This is a genomic window from Borreliella japonica (assembly GCF_900099615.1).
GTDB lineage: Bacteria > Spirochaetota > Spirochaetia > Borreliales > Borreliaceae > Borreliella > Borreliella japonica.
On record NZ_FMTE01000002.1, the window covers coordinates 138,113 to 163,775 of the forward strand.

The following is a 25,663-nucleotide window of genomic DNA, read 5'->3' on the forward strand; positions in this document are numbered from 1 at the left end:
CAAATACTCCTTTATAGCATTATAGTCCAATTACTTTCTAATAAATTGACTTTGATCTTTAATCATATCGTATATGTCATCATAAATATAAGGCGACCCTTCAACAGAAGATTTAATTAAATTGCCAGCTATAAATTCAAAATATTTATTCAACTTTGAATTCTTATCAAAATCAACAAATGGCACTCTATTATTAATAGCCTCTCTAAAACTTTTTGCAAAAGGCACAAAACCTATAAACTCTATTGGTATATTAATATTATTCTTAACAACATTAATCAAATTTTCACACATAGCAATCTCTTCACTAGTTTCTATTCTATTCAACACCACTCTAGGATAAAAATTATTCATCATCTTCTTAACTTTCAAAGAAGAACTCAAAGAAATAAGTTCAATCCCAACAACCAAATCTTTAAACCCAAATTTTGTCCCTTCAATCTTATCTTTAAAAAAATTACCAATATAATCGCGCTCAGGACTTTTTTGAGGAAAACCCAAATATAAAAGACGATAAAGAGCATTCTTTAAAAAAGAATAAGCATTAAGTATAGAAGGTGTTTCTGGTATTGTAACAATTATACCACTATAAGATGCTAAATAAAAATCTATTGTATTATAAGAAGTTCCAGATCCTAAATCTAAAAAAATAAAATCAGCAATAAGATCTTTTTGAATAGATTCTATAATCTTTTTCTTAACAGAAAAAGGAAGATTGGCTGTACCTGTATAAAGAGCATCGCCTGGAATAAGGTAAAGTCTATCATAAGACGTTTTGCATACTAAATCTGAAAAACTTCTATCCTTCTTATTAATAAAAGAACCAATGCCCACACCCTTATTTTTAACACCCAAACACGTATGTAAATTAGAACCCCCAAGATCAAGGTCAACAAGTATTACAGTTTTACCTAAACTAGAAAGCTTATAACCAACATTTGCAACAAAAGATGTTTTTCCAACACCACCTTTACCACTTGCCACAGGAATAATTTTAGTCATTCTTAAATCCTAATTATCCTTACGATCTTTTTGAAAAATCTTCATAAAATTAAAAATTCCTACAAATCTGGATTTCTTTTCAGAATCTTTATTTAAATTTTCATCCTCTTTGGAAACCGAAATTAAATCTTTAATTAAATCTTTATTGTTTGTAAAATTTTCAATACTATCTGGTTTCCCACAAATCACAATTTTATCATCTTTTAAAAAAAAATAATCGCCATCAACAAATTCATATCTGGAATTACTTAAATTCCTAACAGCAATAACTGTAATCCCACATTCTCTTCTAAGATCAGCCTCAAAAAGAGTTTTCCCGACATATTCTTTAGGAATAACAGTTTCAGCAACAATAATATCATAGCCAATAATATTATAAGTTGAAAGATTAGGAGACACCAATAATGGGGTTAATCTTCTTGCAGCATCTTTACTTGGAAATATAATTTTTGTTGCACCAAGAGTTTTTAATATTTCAGCGTCATCTCTATTTTCTGTCTTAACGCATATTTCCTTTAAACCCAAAAGATTACAATAGTGAGTTACAAGAGCACTTTTGCCAAGATCATCATCAAAATCAATCACAACAGCATCTGTATCTACAGGAATTATCCTTTTCAAAGCATTTTTAGTGAATTGTTCAACAACAAAGCTTTCTGTCGATATCACATCATATTCTTCAATAAGCTCCTTAGATGTATCTATGATAATAATTTGACAATCAAGCCTGCTTAAATCTTCAAGCAAGTGAATTCCTAAATTACTAAGTCCAATAATAACAAATGTTTTCATATGATTCAACCAACCAAAATATCCTGCCTTGGTCTTGTAAATTCTTCAAAACGTGACTTTTTTGAAACAAAAACAGCCATTGAAAAAAGCCCTATTCTTCCTGCAAACATAGTAAAAATTATAATGACTTTGCCCCAAAATGACAAATCCTGAGTTACTCCAACCGAAAGACCAACTGTTCCAAAAGCAGAAAATACTTCATAACCCAAATCAATAACCTTCCAATTGCCAGATCCCCCTCCCTCAAAAAAAAGAAGCATAAAAAAAGAAAAACTTAAAATAAAAATAGCTCTTGCAAAAAATAAAAGTGCAAATCTTATACTATCTATTGAAACTTTGTAAGACCCAATAATATATCCATTGCCGTTTTGATTTTTAAAAACGGCCAATACAATTAAAAAAAATGTTGTAATCTTGATTCCCCCTGCAGTTGATCCGGGTGCTCCACCAATAAACATGAATGGCAGAGAAACTATTTGAGTTCTTCCGCTTATCAAAGAATTATCAAGATAATTAAAACCAGCTGTTCTCGTACTAATCGAATAAAAAATTGAATTAAATATTAGAGTACCTATTGAATAACCATCTTTTAACTTATGCATCTCTGTAAAAAAGAATAAAATTGCACCACTTACAATTAAAACAAAACTTAAAGAAAAAACTATTTTAGCATGAAGTGATAGTTTTTTTTTGTTCTTAATAGTATTATTTACATCTCTATAGACCATAAACCCAAGTCCACCACAAATTATTAAAATAGAAACCACAACTATAGCTTCAGGAACATCTCGCCATGCATAAATACTCTCAGAATGCATGGAAAAACCCGCATTGCAAAAAGCAGAAATTGTCGTAAACAAAGCCTCTAAGAATGAAATATTAACTCCCCTAAGTTTAAAACAAACAAGTATTAATATTAATCCTATCATTTCAATTGAAAAAGTTATAAACAAGATACTTTTTAAAATTCTAATAGGATTATATTCTATATTTGAAAGAGAATACTGCTTTATTATTCTTGCATCTGTTAAATTCATTTTCTTTTTAGGTATAAGCAAATAAAAAGTAGTAATACTTATAAATCCTAGTCCCCCAAGCTGGACTAGCAACATTATTAAAATAAATCCAAAAGTAGAAAAACTTTCTATTTTAACCGTTAAAAGACCTGTAATACTTACAGCAGAAACAGCAGTAAAAAGAGCATCAATGTATGCTAATTTGTCATCACCTTCCCAAGAAATAGGCAGCATTAACAAAAGAGAGCCTATAAGCATAATTAAAACAAAATAACTAAAAAGTAAAAATCTGTCGCTAAATTCAAATTTCAACATATCATACAAAAAGTTGTTTAAATTATTAAAAATCCATCTTATATGGCATAATATTTTAACATTGAAATATTATCATAATTACATTATTTTTAATATATGTTCGAGATAGAATCAAAATCATTTATTCCCCCAAAAGAATTAAAAAGAATTATTAAGCTAGCAAACGAAAAATTCAAGTTTATTAAAGAAGAAATAAAAACTGACATTTATTACTCAAACCACAAAAAAATCATAAGAATAAGAAAATTAAATACTCTAGAAAAAATTGTCACATTTAAAAAAAAAATATTAGACAACAGCAATACTATAGAAATTAATAAAGAAGTAGAATTCAAAATAGATAATGTTAACAATTTTTTAATCCTTATGAAGGAGCTTAAATTTAAAAAGCTATACAAAAAGATAAAAAAAAGTTTAATTTACCAAACTAATAATTTAAATGTAGAGATAAACGAAATAAAAAATCTTGGATTTTTTTTAGAAATAGAAAAAATAACCAACAATCAAAATGATACAGATTTGGCAAAAAAAGAAATTGACAGTATAATCAATCAATTTGGATTAAAAGAAAACCTTGAAACTAGACCTTACTTTGAATTACTTTCATTGGCAAACCAAGGTAAAAAATAATTCATTAGAACTAGAACTTAAAGTAGATACTACAAGTCCTTTATTGCCATAAATTCCAATCTGAGGATGAATAACATTACTCTTAAAATGCTCCGACTTATTTAAAAAGTACCAATTTTTATTCTTAAAATAAATTAATCTCACATTATTATTGTCTTCAAAAGCTAAAAACAAATTATTCTTATAAAGCCCAATATCAATACTTAAACCTTCCATTTCAACATTCGGACTTATATTAATCCATCTATTGCTTTTAAAAGGACAAATATTTACAATAGGTCTATTTTCAGAAACAAAACTCATAATTATTTGATTAAAATTAGAATCAAAAAAACCTTTAATAAAATTAGCCATATAAACAGAAGGAATATTCGCATTCACCCAAGCATTCTCATTGTTTACAATAAATTCAGATTTAATCTCATTATTTGACTTATAATTATAAAAAATACCTAAAAAAGGCTCAGATATTAGTCCAATGTTTGATGAATTAACATTAGAATCACCTTTGCTTAAATAAGAATGTATTACATCGGTCCAAATGCTTCCATAGCCCATATTTGAGATTAAATTGATTTTATATTCACCTCCAATTTCCCTTAAATAGGCCAAATACAACCTATCCTTTAAATCAATACTAATATTTAATAAATACCCAAAATTTTCTATGTATCCAGGACTAATATCAATCCATTTTCTACTATTAAATTTTTTAACTACAAGCTCACTAGCAAAATCAACCCCAGATTTTGTAACAAAAGCAATATATAAATTTCCTTTTGAATTAATTGAAAAATCAAAATTAACTATATTGATAATATTTCCATTAACAGATGAATCAAGATTAAACCAACCAACACCCTCAATAAATTCAGCAACTTTAATGTCATCGCTATTTTCTAACTGATAAGCAATATAAATATTGCTTTTATAAATTCTTAATACATACTTTTTAAGCTTGGTGGTCAAATTTAAAACAGGCAAATCTTTTAAGGTGAAAAATAAATCTTCTTTTTCAATCTTAGATGTTTTAGCTTTCAGGGAATCACTATTTAAAATTGAAAAATCTAAATCTGTAAGCGAAAACTTTATATTTTCGTTTTTAGTACCAACGTATATTATTGCATAAAGAGAATTTTTATCTAATCTTATTTTAAAATCTCTTCTTTTTACTTTATCAGTTATGTACTTTTTATTAGAAATATCATAAATTTTAAAAACAAAATCGGAATTTGAACTCTTATCTAAAGTTAAAATATAATCAGAAGATTTGCTGACTTTTAAATAAACGCTTTCTTTTCCATTTTTGCTTAAAATGCTCAAAGGACTAATTTCCGTTAATATTTGACTTACTTGAGCCTGAATGGAAGAAAGTTTTGTAAATAAAAATAGCAAAATTAATGCCTTATTTTTTTTCATATTTTTTTACATTCAAGAATACTAACACATAGTCTAAAAATGATAAAATTGCAAAAAAAGCAGCACAAATATACATTGTTTGAACAATAAATAAAAATTTAAATTCAAAATTTAAAATATAGCTAATAAAATTTTGAGTCGATTCTGTAAAGTTGAGCTGATTTAAAGTATAAAACAAAAGACTTGCAAAAGTACAAAAAGCATAAAGAATTGATTTTAATTTTCCCAAAAAATTAGCTTGTTGAACTATATTAAACTGAATAATCAAATTTCTAACAAAACCAATAGAAATTTCACGATAAATAAATATTACAAAAAAATAATAAGGGGTTATGCCTTTGTAAAAGAAAAAAACAAAATACGTTAAATGCTGCAAAACATCTGCATAAGGATCTAAAATTTTACCCACATTGCTAACAAGACCGCACTTTCTTGCAAGATACCCATCAATAAAGTCAGTAAATTCATTAAAAATGATTAAAACCCAAATAATTCCAAAAAACAAATATGGAAAAAATATATTTTCCAAAAAAAATAAAATTAATATAATAAAGGAAAGTATAATCCTGACTAATGTTATTTTATTAGGAGTAATAATCTTGATTAAATTATTCAATTTATCAAATCTCCTTATCTCTTATTTTTAATAAAATAAATTTAAGAGCTTCATCAAGTTTAATTCCATTTATTTGTTCATTTGTTCTTGTTCTAATAGATATTCTTTCTTCTGTTGCTTCTCTCTCGCCAATTATAAACATATAAGGTATTTTTTTAGTCTGATATTCCCTAATTTTAGCATTCATTCTTGAAGAACTATTATCAAGCTTTATTCTAATTCCCTCATTTTTAAATTTATTAAAAACCTTAATAGCATAATCTCCCACAACATTATTAACAGGAATGATTACCACTTGAACAGGAGACAACCATAAAGGAAATGCTCCACCATAATGCTCTACAAGAATTCCAAAAAATCTCTCAATAGATCCCAACAAAGCTCTATGAATCATAAATGGTCTTTTTTCTTTGCCATCCTCAGCAGTATAAGTCATATTAAATCTCTCAGGGAGATTAAAATCAAATTGAATTGTACTCATCTGCCACTCTCTCTCAAGCGAATCAACTATCTTAAGATCAATCTTAGGCCCATAAAAAGCGCCTCCCCCTTTATCAATTTCATAAGGAACTTTAAAATCACTTAAAGTCTCTTCAAGAACCTTTAAAGACATTTCCCAGTCAGCATCATTCCCAACAGACTTTTCAGGCTTTGTAGAAAGATATGCCTTTAAATTGCTAAATCCAAATTTATTCCATATATAAATAGCAAATCTAAGAACTTCTTTAATCTCATCTACAACTTGAGAATTAGTACATATAATATGAGCATCATCTTGGGTAAAACCTCTAGCCCTCATCATACCGTGCAAAGCACCTATCTTTTCATAACGATATACAGTACCAAGTTCCGCCCATCTAAATGGTAAATCTCTATAGGAATACTTACCTGTATTGTAAATTGCAATATGAAAAGGACAATTCATGGGCTTAAGATAATAATCACTTTTATCCATTTCTATTTTTTCAAACATGCTATCCTTATAAAAATCTAAATGCCCAGAAGTTTGCCAAAGCCAAGATTTACCAATATGAGGAGTAAAAAGAATATCATACCCATTTTTAGAGTGCTCTTCTCTCCAAAAATCCTCTATTAAAGCTCTTATTTTGGCCCCATTGGGATGAAAAAAAATAAGTCCTGGGCCAATCTCCTCATGAATAGAAAATAAATCTAGCTCTTTTCCAAGCTTTCTATGGTCTCTTTTTTTTATTTCCTCTCTCAAATTAAGATAAGATTTTAACTCTTTTTCATTATTCCATAAAGTTCCATAAATTCTAGTCAGCATTTTATTTTTTTCATTACCTCGCCAATAAGCCCCAGCAATACTAGTAAGCTTAAATGCTTTTGGATCAATTTTATTCATACTCTCAACATGAGGTCCCCTACAAAGATCGATAAAATTATGACTCTTATAAATAGAAATTTCATTTTGTAAATCAAAATTTTTAATCAAATCAATCTTATAAGGTTCATCTTTAAAAATTTCAAGAGCCTGTTCTACGCTTATTATCTCTTTTTCAAAAAAACTCCCAGTCTTTAAAATCTCCTTCATCCTATTTTCTATATCTAAAAGAGAATCTTCTGTAATTTGCTTTTCAAATTCAAAATCATAATAAAAACCATCTTTAATAGGGGGACCTATTGCGATTTTAGTATTTGGAAATAAATCGCGCACAGCTTCCGCCATAACATGGGCTATTGAATGTCTTTTTTTGTAAAGAATATCTTCTTTATCTAAATCTTTACTCACAAAAGTACCTTTAATCTTTCTATTTTCATTAAAAATTTTATTAAAAAATTAAAATTTACATTCATCATTTTTACGAAAAAATACGCACCTCAAATATTTATAATTACTAAATTAAAATATACAAAAAAATTTTCTAAAAAAATAGAGATAATAAAACAAAAAAATTAAAAATAAATTATCAATCCATAGCAACTATTGATTCAATATTGAAATAAAAAGACATTGCTAAAAAAAATGTAATAGTAGAAGAACCTCCGTAAGAGAGAAAAGGGAAAGGAATCCCAGTAATAGGAAGAACACCTAAAGACATTCCAACATTAAAAGAAGTATGAAAAAACAAAAGCCCCAAAATTCCAGATATTACTAAAGCCATATATCTATCTTGACTTTTATTCATTATTATCAAAAATTTAAAAAAAAGGAAAAAAAATAATATTAAAATCGTACTAACACCTAAAAATCCAAATTCTTCAGCAAGAATGGAAAATATAAAATCTGTACTCTGAGATGGCACATAATTAGCATGAGTATAAGGCCCCTTTAAAAATCCTTTACCCAAAAGACCACCAGAACCAATTGCTATTTTAACTTGATTTAAATTCCAACCAGCACCCTTAGCATCAATAGCCGGATCTAAGAATACTAAAAACCGCTTAATCTGATAAGTCTTCATTAACTTTGAAAGAACTTTTGAAAACACTATTGAAACCAATAAAATAGAACTTGCAAAAAATACATAAAAATAAATTATTTTAATACTCAAACCATATTTAGCAATAAAAAATCCTAAAACAGAAATCAAAAGTATTAAAAGCAACACACCTATCATTACTTTAAAATAGAAAGGATTTGATAAAATAAGATAAAATACATTACCCATATTCACTTTATATTCATACCAAACTGGTAAAATGGCAAAAACAAAAGAAAAAAACCCTATCAACGCAAACGCTAAAACATAATGTAAATCTATTCCTGCAAAAAAAGAAATAAATATAAAAATGGTTAAATATACTATCGCTGTACCAAAATCAGGCTGCAACAATATAAGAATTACCGATGGAAAAATCAACAAAAATGCAGCAATAAAGATAAAAAATTCATTATAACCTTTTTTTTCAGTATAGAACTTTGAAAGGGTTAAAATAATAACAACTTTACCAAATTCAGAAGGCTGTCCTCCAAGTTGCCATATACCAATCCAAGATTTTGCTCCATTTACGGTCATTCCAAAAAATGCCGTAAAAATTAAAGCCAATATTAATAAAAAATACAAAGGATATACCATGCTATAAATAAATTTTAAATCATATTTACCTACCATAAAAATTAGAAAAAATCCAATAATTACCCAAAAGGTTTGTTTTATATATTCATTCTTGGTTAAAGACCCATTAATATTATAATCGCTAGAATAAATCAACAATATACCAACAAAAGAAACTATAAGTAAGCTTATCAAAGCTGAATAATCATAATTTTTCCTGAAAGCCATTAACCTACCTAATATACCATGGCTTATAACCTTTAAGAATATCTTCATAACTTTGATTTGCGAAAATACCTTGCATTATTAAATCCGTAGATTTTGCAGGCCACCAATCCACATTGCTCTTTGCCTCAACCAAACTAAAAACAATAATTTGATCATCAGATGAACCATTATAAGGAGCAAGCCCTATAAAAGAACTATTTTCAAAACCATCTATGCCAGTTTGACCAGTACCTGTTTTACCCCCAACCTTAACAGCTTTAGTAATAACTGCATATTTTGCTGTACCATAAGTTACAACACTTCTCATATATTTTTTTAGAAGCTTAAATGTATTCTTGCTAATAAGATTTGTCTTTCTTAATATTTCTGGCTTATTCTCAAGAAGAATTTCATTCGTACCGCCCTTTAAAATTTTATTTACAATTCTAGGCTTATACACAACACCTTCGTTTGCAATCATAGCAACCATATTAACAATCTGCATGGGAGTAGCATTCAAAAACCCTTGACCTATTGAAAAATTTACAGTATCTCCTCCTACCCAAGACTGATTAAAAGTTTTTTCTTTCCACTCAGGACTAGGAAGAAGACCAGACACTTCATTTGGCAAATCAATTCCCGTTTTTTCTCCAAAACCAAATTCTTTTGCATATTTTTTAATTCTATCAACCCCAAGATACTTAAGTCCGAGTGTATAAAAATAAACATTAGAAGAATGTGCAATCGCCTCTTCTAAATTGACGTATCCATGACCACCGGGCTTCCAACAATGAAAAATTCTATTTCCAACTTTAAAATATCCAGGACAATAAATTTTACGATCTTTATCTATAACTCTCTCCTCAAGAATAGCAGCAGCAACAACTAATTTAAAAATAGAAGCTGGCGGATAAACAGATTGAATCGCTTTATTCAAAAAAGAGTAATCTTCCTTATTATATTTATTGTAAACATCTGTCATAGAATAATAAGGATAATTATGAAGAGCAAGAACAGCACCTGTTGATGGTTTTAATACAACAATAGCACCATACCTTTTACCCAAAGCATTCTTAGCAAGATCTTGAATATCTTTGTTAATATTAAGTACAACATCATTACCTGGGACCATATTCCTTATAATAGAACCGTCGTCTATTCTTCTCTCTTTAGAATCCACTTTGTATTTAATTAATCCCTCTTGCCCTCTAATATAATTATCATAAACCTGCTCAATGCCCAACTTTCCAATCGTAGAAGTATTATCGTACCCACTAACATTATAAAAAGTTCTAAGTTCTCTTTGATTTATTTGCCCAACATAACCGATTGAATGCGAATATGAATCATCAACTAAATAGTTGCGCTTAAAAGAATAGGTCCATAAAAGAGCGGGATAATAAAACTTTTTTTCAGAAATTTTAAACAACATTTTTGGAGTAAGTTCAATTATTTCAACATCTTTGAGATACCCACCAGGCTCTTGAAGCTTAGACAAAATAACCGATTTATCAATATCTAGAGTACTTGACAAAAAATCTATCATCTCAATTCTAGTAGCAACAGGCATATTATAATACTGTTGCAAACTTATCTTTAAAATAAACATAGTTAAATTATTTGCCAAAATATTGGAATTAGAATCTAAGATTTCACCCCTTGATGCATTGATTTTTTCCAATCTTGACAAAAAAACATTAGCTTCTCTATCATAAAATAAATGCTTACCAATTTGCATTTGAAATAAAATTGCTAAATAAAGCACTATAATTATTATTAAAAATAATATGCCAAACTTGTATCTAAAATTTTTTATAACACCCACTAATAATCCTCTTTAAAAGAATAAAAATTTCTAGTAAAATAACTTTGGATTGGATATAAAAAGTTAATAAACATTATATTTACAACGAGATCAAGATTAAAAATCGAATAATTAAAAGATTTTAAATCTATAAAATCATAAAATACAATAGCCAAAAACCACAATATAATCTTTGAAAGAATAAAAAATATTGTCATGCTGAGCATATTTTTAGGCATTAATAGCTTTATTTTATTGTTAAAATAAAATATTAGCGTATACCCAAAAACAAAAAATCCAAGTGGCAATCCTGTAAAATAATCCATAAGAAGACCATATAAAATACTAGATAATAACCCCACATTAAAAATAAAATTTAAAGAATTAAAAACTAGAAAAATCAAAAAAATATCTATTGAAAAATAAAAATAAGTTGCAAAATAGTATTGAAAAATTTTACCTAAAAATGCACTAGAAATAAAATATGTAAAAAATGCTGTCATTATTCACTAATCTCTTTGTTGTTTTTAATAAGAAAAACATATTCAAGCTTATCTAAAACTATCGCCGGCTCTACTTCTATTTTTAAAAGAGAATTGTAATCAAGAATATGAAAATTTGTAATCTTTCCAATATAAATGCCAATTGGATATTCACTAAACCCAGCAGTAACAATAGAATCGCCTATCTTTAAATCTTTTTCAGCAAGTTTATTAACGTAATTCATTTCAAGTTTTTTACCATAACCATTGCCTTCTATAAGACCTATAAACCTACTACTTTGAATTCTTGCCGACACAAAATTTTCATAATTAGTCAAAGGCAAAATTTTAGCGGTATTAGAATAAACCTTTACAACTTTGCCTACAAGGCCACTAAATCCATCTTGATATGCAACCGCTATCATATCCTTTTCTATCCCATCATTAAATCCTTTATTAATAGCCATTAATGTTGATATATTTGAATAATTTAGATATATAACCTCTGCCGAAATAAAATCACTAGAACTTGACAAATAAAAATTTAATTGCTCTTTAAGGCGAACATTCTCTTGCCTTAACGACTGTATATTCTGAGTTACTATTTCAAGCTGTTGTATCCTTTTTTTATAAAATTCTATCTTATCCTTATAATTCTTGTATTCATTTACAGTTTTAAAAACATTGGAAATAAAACTAAAAATCCCGTGCATTCTACTTTGAATATAAGAATTAAGAGTAAAAAACAAAAAACTATCAGGTCTTCTCCTTTGAATACTGCTTGAATCATAAATCATAAAAACAAGAGAAACTATCAATACTAAAAACACTTTGATAAAATTCTTGAATTTGACAAGAAAATTCATAAATTATTCATTGATAAAACTATAAATATTCTTACTAATATCTATTCTATTAGCATAATCATAAAACAATCCAGCACCAACAGCTACAGAGAGAAGCGGATTGTCTGCAACATAAACAGGAACTCCAGTCTCTTTTGAAAGAAGCCTATTCAAACCTTTAAGAAGAGCTCCCCCCCCCGTTAAAATGATGCCACGCTCAACAATATCTGTAGCAAGCTCCGGAGGCGTTGCGCCAAGAGTGCGCTTAACTTCATCTACAACAACATTAATAGGCTCTTGTAAAGACTCTCTTACTTCCATAGAATCAACAAGTTGCTTTCTAGGAAGGCCAGTTACAGCATCTGTACCCTTAATATCTATTTTTTCTACCCTTAAATTTTGAATATCAGGGTATACATTTCCTATTTTAATTTTCAATTTTTCTGCTGTCTGTTGACCAATTATAATATTGTGAGAATTTCTCATATATTTTATTATGCTCTCATCAAACTCATCCCCACCAGTCCTAATCGCTCTACTTACAACCATACCGCCAAGAGAAATAACCGATATTTCTGTAGTTCCGCCTCCAATGTCGCATACCATGTGGCCTGTAGGTTCAAAAATAGGAATGTCAGACCCAATAGCAGCTGCTAGAGATTCTTCTATTACCTTAACCTCTCTTGCCCCAGCATTCATTGCACTCTCTTTTACAGCTCTTCTTTCAACCTCTGTAATGCAAGTTGGAACACCTATTACCATTCTTGGCTTAAAAAACAATTTTTTACGAGAAAAAATTTGATTAATAAAATATTTAATCATCTTCTCTGTATTCTCAATATCAGCAATAACTCCATCTCTAAGTGGACGCACAGCTTTAATATTTTCCGGGGTTTTCCAAAGCATTTTTTTAGCATTTCGGCCAACCGCAACAACTTTATTACCCTTAGCAATATCTATTGCAACAACAGAAGGCTCACTCATAACCACACCATAATCCTTAATATAAACCAACGTATTACATGTTCCAAGATCAATGCCAATATCTATTAAAAAAGACTTAAACAAATTCAAATCAACCTCCCTAAAAGTCTTCCAAAGTAATTCCAAGCCTCTCTCTTGCTGCTTCTAAATAAGGATTAAGATTAAGAGCTTCTCTCCAGTATTTTCTAGCTTTAGGATAATCTTTATCTTTCCTCCTATATATATCTCCTATTTTAACATAAACGCTAGAATTTGAACTATTAATTTCTAGAACTTTATTATAGTAATTAAAAGCATTGTCATAATCACCCTTATCTAATAGAATGTCTCCATAAAGCAAATATACTTTTTGAATTAAATTTTCATCTGTTTTTTCACCCTTTGACAATTTTACTTTTTCTTCTTCTATTATTTTTTCTATATACTCAATGCTTTTGTTTATATCGTTCAACTTATAATTAACATAAGCTAAACTCCAAAGCACTAAATCAGATTTATTTTCATTATAAGCTTTTTCAAAAAACTTTAAACTAGACTTGTAATCTCTTAAAAGCTGATAAGAATACCCCAAATATTCAAAAATATCCTCTTTGATGTTCATGAAATCAAAATTACCAATACTTAAGGCCTTCTTTAAAAATTTTACAGCAAGTTCACTATAAAACTCCCCTTTATGAGAATATGCCTTTCCTAATACATAATACAAAGGACCTATAGAGACCCCATCATTTATAGAAATTAAAAATCTTAACCTTTCTATGGATTTATCTAAAAATTCTCCTTTTAAATACCCTTCATTTACTATTAAAGAATAATAAAAGTATGAAAATCCCAAAAGCAAATTTAAATTAAAATCAAATCTACGATTTTTAATATCATTTTCAGCATAATCTATTATTTCTTTATATTCTTTTTTATCCCACAACAAAAGCAAATCAACCTCTGTTGGCCCTGCTTTTAAATAAGAATTGGGAAAAGATTTAAAATATGATAAAATGTAATAGATTAGAAAAATAAAAATGAAAATCATAAATGAATAAAAAATATATCTTAAATATCTTATTTCCATTTAAAACTCTCTTTTAGACTTATAAAATTAAGCTGACACCCATAAGCCGAGTTCTGTACTATGCCATCATCTCTCTTGTTTTTTTATCGCTAAAAAAATCATGCGATCTACCCGTAAGCATATCCTCAAGAACAAAGGAAACTTACATACTTGATCTTGCTCCTAATGAGGTTTATCTTGCCTGTATTTATTACTAAATAAGCGGTAAGCTCTTACCTCACCTTTTCACCCTTACCTTTTATTGGCGGTAATTTTCTGCGACACTTTCTTAGGTTTAAAACCCCTAGGCATTACCTAGCATTATGTTCTTATTGGAGCTCGGACTTTCCTCTTAAGCTTTAATTATTATAAAACCAAGCGATGGCTGACTGTCAGCTTAAATAAAAAGTATCAAATTAATAAATTTTATTCAACAAGATCCGCTAAGCTACCAGGAATTATTTCATCACTCATTTGAATTTTATCCTGATAATAGAGTATTCTACTGCAATAAGGACAAAATTTAATATCATTGGGCTCGCGTCTTACTTTATTTGCGAATTCAACAGGAAGTATCATATGACAACCTTTGCAAACATTGTTAATCAAAGGCACAACTCCGTTTGATTTATTTCTTATTATTCTTTGAAATTTAAATAAAAAATCCTCATTCATTTTAGAAGCACAATTTATCTCTTCACTCTCTATTTCTAAAAGTTTCTCTTTAATTTCTAAAAGCTCCAGCTCTAAAATATTGCTTTCAGATCTAAAACATTCTTCTTCTTTGCTATGCCTCTCGTTAACATCTAATATTTCCTTTTCTATTTTGGCTTTAAGTCCATTAATATGTGTCATCTTTTTTCTAATTGTAACTTCATCGTCAATAATAATCTGAAGTTCTTTTTCAAGAGCTTCATATTCTCTTTGAGTTTTAATGCTATCAATTTTTTCTTCGGCCTTACTCTTTCTTGAATTAATATCTTGAATATCTAACTTTAAAGCAGAATCTTCTTTTTGATATTCTTTAAACTTCTGTTGCAAATCAATAAGAACTTTCGATAATTCTTCAATTTGAATTTTTTTCATCTCCAAATACTTGGGAATACTCTTTCGCCTTTCTTCAAGCTCAAACTTAGATTTATATATAACCTCAAGTTTTTTTAATGTATCAATATTGTTCTCCATTAATCCTCCATGTTCAATTTAAATCCTCAAGATAATCTTTTAATTTTTGAGTTTTTTTGGGATTTTTAAGTCGCCTTAATGCCTTAGATTCAATTTGCCTAATTCTTTCTCTTGTAACATTAAAATGAAGCCCAACCTCTTCAAGAGTTAAAGAATAACCATCTTCAAGTCCAAATCTCATTTTTACAACTTCTTGCTCTCTTTCAGGAAGAGTTCCAAGAATTGCTCTTATTTGATCTTGCAAAACTACAAAGGATGTGTGATTTGCGGGATTTTTTATTGCTTTGTCCTCAATAAAATCACTAAGAACAGAATCTTCCTCTTCTCCAATTGGTGTTTCAAGAGAAACGGGCTCTCTTGAAACACTTTTCACAGTTTTAACCTTTTTAAGTTCCCATCCAAGTCTGTCTGAGAGCTCTTCATCCGTGGGATCTTTTCCTAAAACTTGAATTAAATATCTAGTTTCTCTATTAAGCCTATTTATTTGTTCAATCATATGTACAGGAACTCTAATTGTGCGAGCTTGATCAGAAATAGATCTTGTTATGGCTTGTCTAATCCACCAGGTAGCATAAGTTGAAAACTTAAAACCTCTTTTGTACTCAAACTTTTCAACAGCTTTAATTAATCCAATATTACCTTCTTGAACAAGATCAAAAAAATGAAGACCTCTATTTGCATATTTCTTAGCAATGCTTACAACAAGCCTTAAATTAGCCTTAATCAACTGATCTTTAGCATGCTGCATCATTTGTTTTCCTTTAGCAATCTCTTCTGACATGCTTATTATTTTATCCATCGGATATTCATAATACATTTCAATTCTCTCAAGTTCTTTTTGAGCAAGTTGAGCCTCTGTAATTTGCTCTTTAATAGCATCTTCTTTAAGTTTAAGAGATTTTTCTATCTCTATTCTTTTCTCAGCAATAGTCAAATCTCTTCCAAGCACCCTTAAGTCTCTTATTTTCTCAATTTTCAACCTGTTTAGAATTATTCTTTGCTGTCTTTGCAAATCCTTTATTTTGTTAGCAGAGTCAATATAATCATCTGAAAAAATCCTTAGTTCATCTTGATATAAAGGAATGTCTTGTAAAAGCTCTTTTAAGGCCAATCTCTCTCTTTTTAAATTCTTTTCAAAAATATCACCCCCAAGCTCATACACCCTATGCTTATTATCTACATAACTTATTAAACGATCTTGAATTGGTTTTAAAGGAATTTTGTAAAAAGAGGCAATTCTTTTTTTTTTATTATAATAATCTGGGTTACTCTCTTTATCCTTATCTTTTTCTCTTTTAAAAAACTCTTCCCTTTCCATTCTTGAATAAATGGTATTAACAAGATTATAATAGTTTTCTATAACAAGTCCTTCATTCTTAAGAATATTCTCAATTATGCTCTCTCCAGAATCCATTTGCTTTGCAAGTTCAACTTCTTGATTTCCTGTTAATAAAAACTCTTTTCCTATTTCTTTTAAATAAAGCTTTATTGGATCTTCTGAGTGATTATCTTTCAAGACATTGCTTTTAATATACCCTGAGCCTAAATAATCCTTAACAGAAATATCTTCTTCGTCACAATCATCAAGCTTAACATCAATATCAATATCCCCTCCTGCACCATTTTGAAAACCATCATCTAAGATCATAAAATTTCTATCAGATTCAATCTCCACCTCTTCTTCATCATTTCCATCTTCAGGATCGACCAGATCTAATTCTGAAATTTTATTAACCAACCTTATTCCTCTATCATCAAGTATTGAGCAAATATAATCAAGAATCTCTGGCTCTAATATGTCATCGGGAAGTAAACTTGATAATTCACTAAAACTAAGAGATTTTCTATTTCCCAAATGAGTAATAATACCATCTATCAGCTTCGAATATTTCTTTTCCAAATCCGACAAAACCTAACTCCCTGGAACATTATCCGTGTAAATTTTTAAATTTTTTCTCTGCATATTTAAAAACATTAACTCATTTATTTGAATCCTAGCATTTACCAAAGAATCCCCATCACATCTTTTTTTGCAAAGTAAAACACGAAAATCTAATTTTCTTCTCTTGATTGCAAGTAAAGTATGAATGAGCGTCTCATCATCTACTTCAAATTCAGAATTTAAAATTTCTTCAAAAAAAAATTCACTAACTTTATAGCTATCCTTTAATTTTTTTTTTAAATCCATTACTGAAAAGTCTTCATTATTTTCAAATAAGTTCTCAAAGCAAATAAAAATTTTTCTGGCATTGATATCGATTAAATCACTATCAATAATATTGCGCCTTATTATGCCAAAATAACTAAAATTTTTCAACAAAGCTGCTATTAAATACCTCTCATAAGAATCATCATTATGAGCATACAAATTTCTTTTATTATTGTCAACTACAAATCTTTCTTTTATCCTATAATAATCTTTTAATAAAGTTGACACACCAATACCAAATTTATTGCTTAGCTTATCTAAAAAAATTTTTTTCTGAGTATCCACTTTTGATAAATTTATCAAACCTAAAAATAAATTAATCATAGCATTTAAATCTACAGTTTTATTTAAATCATATTTATTAGAATAAACATCTAAAAGATAGTCAAAAACATCGCACCTATTATTTAAAATTTTCTGCAAAGAACCTACACCTTCGTCTTTGATAATATCTGCAGGATCACGACCAAAATCCATTTTAACAACACCAACATTGATATTAAATGGCAAACAAATTTGATAAGCCTTTAAAGTTGCAGAAAGTCCAGCATCATCGCCATCAAAAGAAAATATTATCTCATCAGCATATCTTTGAATCAAAGCCAGATGTTCTTTTGAAAAAGAAGTACCAAGAGTAGATACGGCTCTCTTGATCCCAGATGTAAAAAAAGCAAGAACATCTATATATCCTTCTACTAATATAACTGACTTTGTAGACTTAATCTCATCAAACCCTTCATAAAATCCATAAAGAAGTTCCTTTTTTTTAAAAACTTCAGTCTCACTTAAATTAATATACTTAGAACCTTTTCCATCTAAATCTCGACCCCCAAAACCAACAACATTTCCTTTAAAATCTTTAATTGGAAAAATTAATCTTTGAGATAAAATGGAAGCTTTGGGATTTGTTTTTGAAAATAAACCACTTTTTTTCAGTATTTCAGAAGAGTATCCTTTTGAGAGTAAAAAATCATAAAGCTCCAAACCATCTTTAACATTAGATGGCAAATAACCAAGTTCAAATAAATCAACAACTTCCTTAGATATTGATCTACTCTTTAAAACATAATCTAAGGCTTTTTTGTTTTTATTCAAAAAAAATTTAATAGTATTGATTAATCTAGAATTCAAAGAGTAAATTTTTAAAACTATGTCTTTATTTTCATTTTTTTTTTCACTTTCTGAACTTATTTTTAAATCATTATAATAAATACCAGATTTTTCACACAAAATCTTAATAGCATCATTGTAATTGATTTTTTCCATATCCATTAAAAATCCAATAACATCTCCACCCTTTTTACATCCAAAACAATAAAAATATCCTTGCAAAGGATTTACAAAAAAAGAGGGGGTTTTCTCAGCATGAAAAGGACAAAGCCCTTTATAATTAGAGCCCGATTTAACAAGCTTAATATACTGTTCCACAATAGCTACAATATCAAATTTAGCTTTAATTGAAGCTGCAGTTTGTAGATGCTCCATACTTTAATCCTTAGTAATAAAATTTTTAATATAATCTTTTGCTCCTAAAAGATGTGAAGAATAATCTGATGAAAATTTATGTGTACCCAACTTGGGGTCTTTTACCACAAAAAATAAATATTGTGTATTTTTGGGGAAAAAAGCTGCTTGCAGCGAAATAATACCAGCATTTGAAATTGGAGTAGGGGGATATCCTTTATTAACATATGTATTGTAAGGAGAATCTATCTCTAAATCTGAAAAATAAATCCTTTTAGGATGACTTCGTCCTAACTCTTCTGTAATAACATATTCAATAGTAGCACAAGATTGTAATGCCATGCCAGATTTTATTCTGTTATAAAAAACCGAAGACATTATTGGGGCTTCACTTTTAACCCTATACTCACGCTCAACAATAGATGCTATTATTACTTTATTGTAAAGCTCCTTACTTGAATAATCGCTAAAAACAACACCTATAGATTTAAGCTTATTCAAAAAATTAACAACAAACATACGAACAACATTCTTTATTTCTATGCCCTTATAAAATTTATAAGTATCTGGAAATAAAAATCCTTCAAGAGAGTCATAATCAAACCCAAGCTCATAAATAAACGATTTTTTGTTGACTAAACCAATAAAATCTTGAACATCATCGATGATAGCAAGTTCTTTAAGCTTAAAAGCAATTCTTCTGCTAGTATACCCTTCAGGTATTGTAACATCAATATTTACGCTAGAAGATCCCCTTAAAAATTCTTTATACATTTCAAATGTGGAAAGATTACTATTGATTAAATATCTTCCTTCTTTAAATTGTTTGTCACTACCAAAAATATACGAAATAAAAACAAGAAATAATTCGGATTTAATTAATCTTTGTTTTTTCAATTCTTTGGCTATTCTTTTAACTCCCCAACCTTTCTCAACATCAAATTCATACACTAAGCCATTTGCTAAAGAAGATAGATTTAAAAAATATATAAAAATTGACAAAACAGATCCTAAAAAGAACAAAAAAATAAATACTTTCCCAACTTTAATAAGCACAAGAATCTCCTAGCCAAACAAAAGTATTTCTAATTACTCCTAGTTATCAATAAAAACTTTACCAAATAGATAAAAATACAAGCATCATAACGAAATGGTATAGCACATTTAAAAGATCGCAATCAAAAAAATAGAAAAAGACATTCACTTATTTTTGCTAAATTGGGGAGGGTGGGATTCGAACCCACGTAGGCAAAGCCAACAGATTTACAGTCTGCCCCGGTTAACCACTTCGGTACCGCCCCTTAAAAGCCGACTGTCGGAGTCGAACCGACGACCTGCGGTTTACAAGACCGCTGCTCTGGCCAGCTGAGCTAAGTCGGCAAATAACAAACTAATAGTTAGTTTATAAAAATAAAAATTATTAGTCAATAGAATAATAACAAACAATTAATGCTATCTTCTTATCAATCTATTTGTTGCCAGAAAGAAAAATTTTAAAAACAAGAGCACAAAAAAAAATCATAAAACTAAAAATTAAAATTAAATAATAATTAATTTTTTTATTTCTCAATAAATAAAAAAATATCAGCCTAGTAGATTCAAGCCCAAAAGAAACAGAGCTTAAAATAATAGTAAGATCAAGATAAAATTTCTGAAAATTGTAAACAAAAATATTGTAAGAACCGGCTAAAAAAACGAATAAACTCAATAAAGAATTTAAAAACAACACAATAACCAAGATTCTAATAAAATTTGAAAAATATCTTAGATTTTTTACTTTAAAAGCTCTCATCAAATTTATAAATTTTTTATTATGAAAAGTGCTTGATTGATAATTTCTAAAAGATTGCCAATAACATCAGCTAATGTAATTTTTTTATTTTCATTTGCCATTGACTTATAAGAAACTGTTAAAGATTTTCGAATAAAAACATTATGATTTTCTAAAAGAGCCAAACATCTCTTTTTAAGCTCAATAAAATAATCTACAAATCTATTTGAAGCTTTATCAATAGTAATCGACTCATTTAAACACCACTTCAAAATCCTTTCCTTATAAGGGTCATCGATTTTACTTTCTCTTTTATACCTTTCAAACTCTTCATTTTTATAATCAATCTCAAAGTAAATATTATAAATTTCTTTTTTCAAGCCAGTAATATTATTTTCAATGTCAACATATATATTTCTCAAGTCATGATTATTAATTAATACAACATTATTTATAGTCCTTAAAACTTCCATCATTCTAACATCATATATATTTTTAAAAAAATCATTAAGAAAATATAACTTTTTAAAACTATAATTACCAAGATTTAATTCGTTAAAAATCTCACCTTTTAAATTAAAAATTACACCAGGATCTCTAACAAGGTTTTTTACTTCCTTGGTCACAAGAACTTTTAAAGAACTATCGCGCCTTTCAATGGCCTGCCCCATAACATTTAAAAATAAAATGTTCTCATAAAAATTTTTCACATCAAAAAAGGGTACATATTTTTTGGGAGACGCTACCGGGTTTTTGCAATACACCCTAAAAACATCTAAATAAGGCAAAGTTCTAGACAAGACAACAATCTTAGATACAATCGATAAAACGTTTTTTAATACATATTCTACTCGGGACAAATGATCTTCTCTTGAAATTATTTCTGAATTATTAATATCATCAGATATTAAAAAATAATTTGATATAATACTTTTAACAATGCTCTCATCTATCTCAATATCTTTTAATGTATATAAAATATCAAAAAAATAATTCAAATACTTACTAACACTTGAAAAGCTAATTCCAAATCCAACCTCAAGGTCAACGATACTAATATTCTCAACATTATCCAAAAGATCTACATTGAAAAATGAAAAAAAAGATTTGTACGGAAAAAACGCCAAACTATTAAAAACATAATAAAACTCAAACATATCAGAGACGGTTTTATAAATATTAGTCGGAATAGAATTAATATACTCATTTATTTTAATCTTAAGAGATTCTTCTAAATCGTTTTGAGTTTTTTCTTTTTTCAAAAAAAGCTCATATTCGCCTTCATCTAAAAAATCTTCTAAATTTTTCTTAGAATGAATAACTTTATTTTGAATAATTTCTAAAATAGTTTGTTCAACAACAATACCACCTTTTTCTAATTTTTTAAAAAATTCTTTCAATTCCATTGAATATCGACAAACACTAAAAAACATTTCTACAAAACCAACATACAAACATTCTCTCTTAAAATCTATTACTGGATTTTTACACATTTCATTAATTTGATTTTCTAGATTTTTTATAACATAAGCTTTATAAATATCTTCTTTACTTTTATCCTTCTGAAAAAAATTTAAAATAGTTAACCACATTTTCATAAGAAATGACTCTTCCATTAAACGCCCTGAAAGAAATTTTTCAAGCTGAGAATCAACACAAGGCTCATTACTACAATTGGGCAAAACAAACTCGGAAGAATTCAAACCTAAGCTTTTTCTTATATCATTCATCAATCTATTTTTGGTCTCTTTTGAAAGCTGACCTATAGCGTTGTATACACTATTGTTATTACCACTCATAAAACCCCAATAAAACCATTTAAAAATACAAGCACTACTTACAACATACTTCAAATAAATTAAAATTGTAAATCAATTTTAGAAAAAAATTATTTACACTATAATATAATTTTATATGAATCTAGGCAATAATAATCAAAATATAATTAAAATTGGTAAAATATTTAAAAAAAACAACTACGAATTTTATTTAGTTGGAGGCGCTTTAAGAGACTTGCTACTTAATAAACAGCCTTGCGATTTTGATTTTGCAACAAATGCAACTCCTGAAGAAATAATAAAATTATTTCCAAATAACATCAAAACAGGAATAAAACATGGAACAATTGGTATTATCTTTAATAAAAAAATCTTTGAAATCACCACATACAGAATAGAAAAAGAATATGAAAAAAACAGAGCCCCTAAACAAGTAGAGTATACTAAAAATTTAATTAAAGATCTTAAAAGAAGAGATTTTACAATCAATGCAATTGCAATGGATATTTTCAGTTTTAACATAATAGATTGCTATGATGGGAAAAAAGATCTTAATAAAAAAATAATAAGATGCATAGGGAATCCCAATAAAAGACTTGAAGAAGACGCCCTTAGAATACTTAGAGCAGCAAGATTCTCATCTACACTTAATTTTAACATTGAAAAAAATACTTTAATTTCGATGAAATACAAAAAAGAAAATATTTTACTGATTTCAAAGGAAAGAATAAAAAACGAATTTTACAAATTGTTAGAAGGCACAAATATACAAAAAGGAATTTATTATCTTAAAAAAGTTGATTTTTTTAAAAATTTTTTCAATCTAGAAATAAAAACAAAATTAATCAAAAAAACTGCACTGCTTAACAAAGACAAATTTTATCTAAAGGCAATTACTATATTAACGATTGAAAAACCTATAAAAGAATTAAAAGAAAAATTAACTTTGCTTAAATTCTCAAACAAAGAAATTAAGTTAATTTTATTTTATAGAAGCATAATCGATAATAACAATATTTTTAACATCAAAAAATTAAGTGATATTAGATACTTGCTTAGCAAAAGCACAAGGGAACATTATAAAGAAATAATTGATATATATAAAGCACTCAAAGGAAAAAAGAAAAAATATTTATTTATAACAAAAAACATAAAAAGAAAAAAATTACTAAAAAATCCTCTCTCTTTAAAAGATTTGAAAATAAACGGAAAAGATATTCAAAATTTAAAACAAATAGAAAACAAAAATATAGGTATAATTTTAAACATTCTGCTAAGCTATGTAATTGAAAATCCCAAACTTAATACTAAAAATTATCTTATAAAAAAAATAAAAACCTTAAAGATTAATATCTTCCATGGCCTTTAAAGCTACTTCAGCTGCTCTCATTTCGGCTTCTTTTTTAGACTTGCCCTTTCCATTTGATATAAACTTTTCTCCAACATAAAGTTCAACGCAAAAAACTTTATCGTGATCTGGACCTATTTCCTTGTCTAGCTTATAACTTGGCGAGATTTTATATTTCTTTTGAACATATTCTTGCAACAAACTCTTATAATCTTTAAAATCGCCCCTATTAAACATCAATCTTATATACATATCAAAAAGTCCAACCACAAATTCTGTTGCCATTAAAAACCCACTATCAAGATAAATAGCTCCTACAAGGGCTTCAATAGCATCCGCAAGAATGCCTTTTTTGTTGCGACCATCATTACTCTCCTCCCCTCTGCCAAGTAAAATATAAGAACCAAGATCAATTTCTCTAGCAATACTAGATAGGGAATCTTCGCTAACAATATAAGATCTTGCCTTACTAAGTTCTCCTTCACTTTTATTTGGATAAGTTTTATAAAGATGATCTGTGATGATCAAATTAAGCACAGAATCTCCCAAAAATTCTAATCTCTCATTGTTACCAGATTTTTGATCCAACTCATTAGAATACGACGAATGGCTTAATGCTGTATTTAATAAATCAAAATCATTAAAATTAATGCTCAAATTTTCCAAAAATTCACTTAATTGAGTTTTTCTTTCGCTACCAAAACAAAAATCGGAAGATTTTTTTTTCATCAACCTTTTCTCTTTTTAATAAAATTAACAACATCACCTACTGTCTCAAATTCATTGGCCTCGTTTTCCGGAATCTTATCATCAAAAGCCTCTTCAAGTAAATATAAAAGCTCATAAATATCAAGACTATCGGCACTAAGATCCTCAACAAATCTAGAGTCTATGGTGATTTCATCTTCTTTTTTATCAAGCTGCTCAGATATAATAGACCGAACCTTACTAAAAATTTCATCATTATCCATGAATACACCTTCCTTGCTACAAACTACAAACCTATTTCTAGATATTGGTTATTCCTATAATATCCACATTTTAAACAAATTCTGTGCCTCACTCCAAGATTGCCACAATTAGAACATTCTTGAAATTGTGGAATTTTCTTTCTCATATTGATACTACGCCTTGTTCTACTCCTAGATTTTGAAGGCTTAAATTTTGGAACAGCCATTACTTTCTCCTACTACTTTTAAACTACATTAAATTATCTTAATAATATATATATTAACCAAGTCATTTGTCAATAAACTTAGATTTCAATCTATTAAACACCAATTCTGGAACAAAATCAGAAAGATCAACATCCTTTTTTCTCATCAATTCCTTTACAAAATCCGATCTTACATATAAATGCTCCGCACTACTTGGCAAAAATATAGTATCGATTTTAAAATTTAATTTATTATTAACAAGATACCTCTCAAACTCTATATCAAAATCATTAAAAGCTCTAATTCCCCTAACAATAAATTTAATAGAATTAATTAATGCATAATCAACAATAAATCCGCTATACCTATCTACAAATACATTTGAAAAATTTAAAGACAAAATAACATCTTTTGTAAGACTAAATCTCTCAATATCAGTTAATAAATATTTTTTTGATTTATTTTTAGCGACTAAAACAACAACTTTGTCAAAAATGGCCAAAGATCTTTTAATTAAATCAATATGACCCCAGGTAATTGGATCAAAAGATCCAGGAAAAACTGCCACCTTCAT

General features: G+C 28.1%; 24 protein-coding genes, 2 tRNA genes and 1 other RNA gene. 2 read left to right on the plus strand and 25 right to left on the minus strand.

Translation table 11 applies throughout. The annotated features are described in order from the left end of the window. Positions 1-30: 30 nt before the first annotated feature. From BLO14_RS00610 to BLO14_RS00620, 3 genes are read right to left on the minus strand one after another with little or no spacing between them, the layout of a single operon-like run. Positions 31-1,002: a MinD/ParA family protein gene (locus BLO14_RS00610; RefSeq protein WP_091971733.1), complete on the minus strand. Its 972-nt coding sequence runs from the start codon at positions 1,000-1,002 to the stop codon at positions 31-33. Between the two features lie 9 nt (positions 1,003-1,011). Next, positions 1,012-1,794, minus strand: a complete 783-nt coding sequence (locus tag BLO14_RS00615; protein ID WP_091972272.1) for a potassium channel family protein — start codon at positions 1,792-1,794, stop codon at positions 1,012-1,014. 5 nt (positions 1,795-1,799) lie between these two features. Then, positions 1,800-3,125, minus strand: coding sequence for a TrkH family potassium uptake protein (locus tag BLO14_RS00620; protein ID WP_091971735.1), 1,326 nt, complete (start codon positions 3,123-3,125; stop codon positions 1,800-1,802). 96 nt (positions 3,126-3,221) lie between these two features. Here BLO14_RS00620 and cyaB point away from each other — a divergent pair, with 96 nt between their 5' ends. Beyond that, on the plus strand, positions 3,222-3,755 hold the full coding sequence (cyaB, locus tag BLO14_RS00625; protein ID WP_091971739.1) for a class IV adenylate cyclase: 534 nt from the start codon (positions 3,222-3,224) through the stop codon (positions 3,753-3,755). Here the strand turns inward: cyaB and BLO14_RS00630 are convergent. From BLO14_RS00630 to BLO14_RS00715, 18 genes are all read right to left on the minus strand, one after another. Then, the gene (locus BLO14_RS00630) at positions 3,729-5,174 is read right to left on the minus strand and encodes a hypothetical protein (RefSeq protein WP_236736384.1); all 1,446 of its coding nucleotides are present in this window, start codon (positions 5,172-5,174) and stop codon (positions 3,729-3,731) included. The two genes, cyaB and BLO14_RS00630, sit on opposite strands and share 27 nt — an antisense overlap. Then, on the minus strand, positions 5,161-5,790 hold the full coding sequence (gene pgsA, locus BLO14_RS00635; RefSeq protein WP_091971741.1) for a CDP-diacylglycerol--glycerol-3-phosphate 3-phosphatidyltransferase: 630 nt from the start codon (positions 5,788-5,790) through the stop codon (positions 5,161-5,163). The genes BLO14_RS00630 and pgsA overlap by 14 nt, the downstream gene beginning before the upstream one ends. A gap of 4 nt (positions 5,791-5,794) precedes the next feature. Beyond that, entirely contained in the window at positions 5,795-7,540 is a 1,746-nt protein-coding gene (thrS, locus tag BLO14_RS00640) for a threonine--tRNA ligase (protein WP_091971743.1), read from the minus strand. Between the two features lie 178 nt (positions 7,541-7,718). Next, on the minus strand, positions 7,719-9,035 hold the full coding sequence (rodA, locus tag BLO14_RS00645) for a rod shape-determining protein RodA (RefSeq protein ID WP_091971745.1): 1,317 nt from the start codon (positions 9,033-9,035) through the stop codon (positions 7,719-7,721). Positions 9,036-9,039: 4 nt separating this feature from the next. Then, the gene (mrdA, locus tag BLO14_RS00650; protein ID WP_091971747.1) at positions 9,040-10,839 is read right to left on the minus strand and encodes a penicillin-binding protein 2; all 1,800 of its coding nucleotides are present in this window, start codon (positions 10,837-10,839) and stop codon (positions 9,040-9,042) included. Further along, on the minus strand, positions 10,839-11,321 hold the full coding sequence (gene mreD, locus BLO14_RS00655; protein WP_091971749.1) for a rod shape-determining protein MreD: 483 nt from the start codon (positions 11,319-11,321) through the stop codon (positions 10,839-10,841). Before mreD ends, mrdA begins: the two co-directional genes overlap by 1 nt. Continuing rightward, positions 11,321-12,166, minus strand: coding sequence for a rod shape-determining protein MreC (gene mreC, locus BLO14_RS00660; RefSeq protein ID WP_091971751.1), 846 nt, complete (start codon positions 12,164-12,166; stop codon positions 11,321-11,323). The genes mreD and mreC overlap by 1 nt, the downstream gene beginning before the upstream one ends. Before the next feature lie 3 nt (positions 12,167-12,169). Further along, complete coding sequence (locus BLO14_RS00665) at positions 12,170-13,219, minus strand: rod shape-determining protein (protein ID WP_091972276.1); 1,050 nt, start codon at positions 13,217-13,219, stop codon at positions 12,170-12,172. A 10-nt stretch (positions 13,220-13,229) separates the two neighbouring features. Then, positions 13,230-14,198: a tetratricopeptide repeat protein gene (locus BLO14_RS00670; RefSeq protein WP_091971753.1), complete on the minus strand. Its 969-nt coding sequence runs from the start codon at positions 14,196-14,198 to the stop codon at positions 13,230-13,232. 24 nt (positions 14,199-14,222) lie between these two features. After that, an RNA gene (gene rnpB, locus BLO14_RS00675) (RNase P RNA component class A) lies at positions 14,223-14,577 on the minus strand. Between the two features lie 26 nt (positions 14,578-14,603). After that, complete coding sequence (locus BLO14_RS00680; protein WP_091971755.1) at positions 14,604-15,362, minus strand: zinc ribbon domain-containing protein; 759 nt, start codon at positions 15,360-15,362, stop codon at positions 14,604-14,606. Positions 15,363-15,375: 13 nt separating this feature from the next. Further along, positions 15,376-17,271, minus strand: a complete 1,896-nt coding sequence (rpoD, locus tag BLO14_RS00685; RefSeq protein WP_091971757.1) for an RNA polymerase sigma factor RpoD — start codon at positions 17,269-17,271, stop codon at positions 15,376-15,378. Positions 17,272-17,274: 3 nt separating this feature from the next. Continuing rightward, entirely contained in the window at positions 17,275-19,056 is a 1,782-nt protein-coding gene (gene dnaG, locus BLO14_RS00690) for a DNA primase (RefSeq protein WP_091971759.1), read from the minus strand. Between the two features lie 3 nt (positions 19,057-19,059). Continuing rightward, a complete protein-coding gene (gene mltG / locus BLO14_RS00695) occupies positions 19,060-20,091 on the minus strand; it encodes an endolytic transglycosylase MltG (protein ID WP_091971761.1) in 1,032 nt (343 codons plus the stop codon). Between the two features lie 163 nt (positions 20,092-20,254). Continuing rightward, positions 20,255-20,336: transfer RNA gene (locus BLO14_RS00700), tRNA-Tyr, on the minus strand. Between the two features lie 5 nt (positions 20,337-20,341). Then, positions 20,342-20,415 (minus strand) — tRNA-Thr (locus BLO14_RS00705). An 88-nt stretch (positions 20,416-20,503) separates the two neighbouring features. Then, on the minus strand, positions 20,504-20,827 hold the full coding sequence (locus BLO14_RS00710; protein ID WP_091971763.1) for a hypothetical protein: 324 nt from the start codon (positions 20,825-20,827) through the stop codon (positions 20,504-20,506). 5 nt (positions 20,828-20,832) lie between these two features. Continuing rightward, on the minus strand, positions 20,833-22,605 hold the full coding sequence (locus BLO14_RS00715; RefSeq protein WP_091971765.1) for a hypothetical protein: 1,773 nt from the start codon (positions 22,603-22,605) through the stop codon (positions 20,833-20,835). Positions 22,606-22,720: 115 nt separating this feature from the next. Here BLO14_RS00715 and BLO14_RS00720 point away from each other — a divergent pair, with 115 nt between their 5' ends. Then, complete coding sequence (locus BLO14_RS00720; protein WP_091971767.1) at positions 22,721-23,953, plus strand: CCA tRNA nucleotidyltransferase; 1,233 nt, start codon at positions 22,721-22,723, stop codon at positions 23,951-23,953. Here BLO14_RS00720 and rnc read toward each other — a convergent pair. From rnc to coaD, 4 genes are all read right to left on the minus strand, one after another. After that, complete coding sequence (gene rnc, locus BLO14_RS00725) at positions 23,924-24,661, minus strand: ribonuclease III (RefSeq protein ID WP_091971769.1); 738 nt, start codon at positions 24,659-24,661, stop codon at positions 23,924-23,926. The genes BLO14_RS00720 and rnc overlap by 30 nt on opposite strands. Beyond that, on the minus strand, positions 24,661-24,903 hold the full coding sequence (acpP, locus tag BLO14_RS00730) for an acyl carrier protein (protein ID WP_091971771.1): 243 nt from the start codon (positions 24,901-24,903) through the stop codon (positions 24,661-24,663). The genes rnc and acpP overlap by 1 nt, the downstream gene beginning before the upstream one ends. 23 nt (positions 24,904-24,926) lie before the next feature. After that, positions 24,927-25,109 carry a 50S ribosomal protein L32 gene (gene rpmF, locus BLO14_RS00735; protein WP_002557290.1) on the minus strand — a complete coding sequence of 61 codons (183 nt, stop codon included), beginning with the start codon at positions 25,107-25,109 and terminating at the stop codon, positions 24,927-24,929. Positions 25,110-25,171: 62 nt separating this feature from the next. Further along, a complete protein-coding gene (gene coaD / locus BLO14_RS00740) occupies positions 25,172-25,663 on the minus strand; it encodes a pantetheine-phosphate adenylyltransferase (RefSeq protein ID WP_091971773.1) in 492 nt (163 codons plus the stop codon).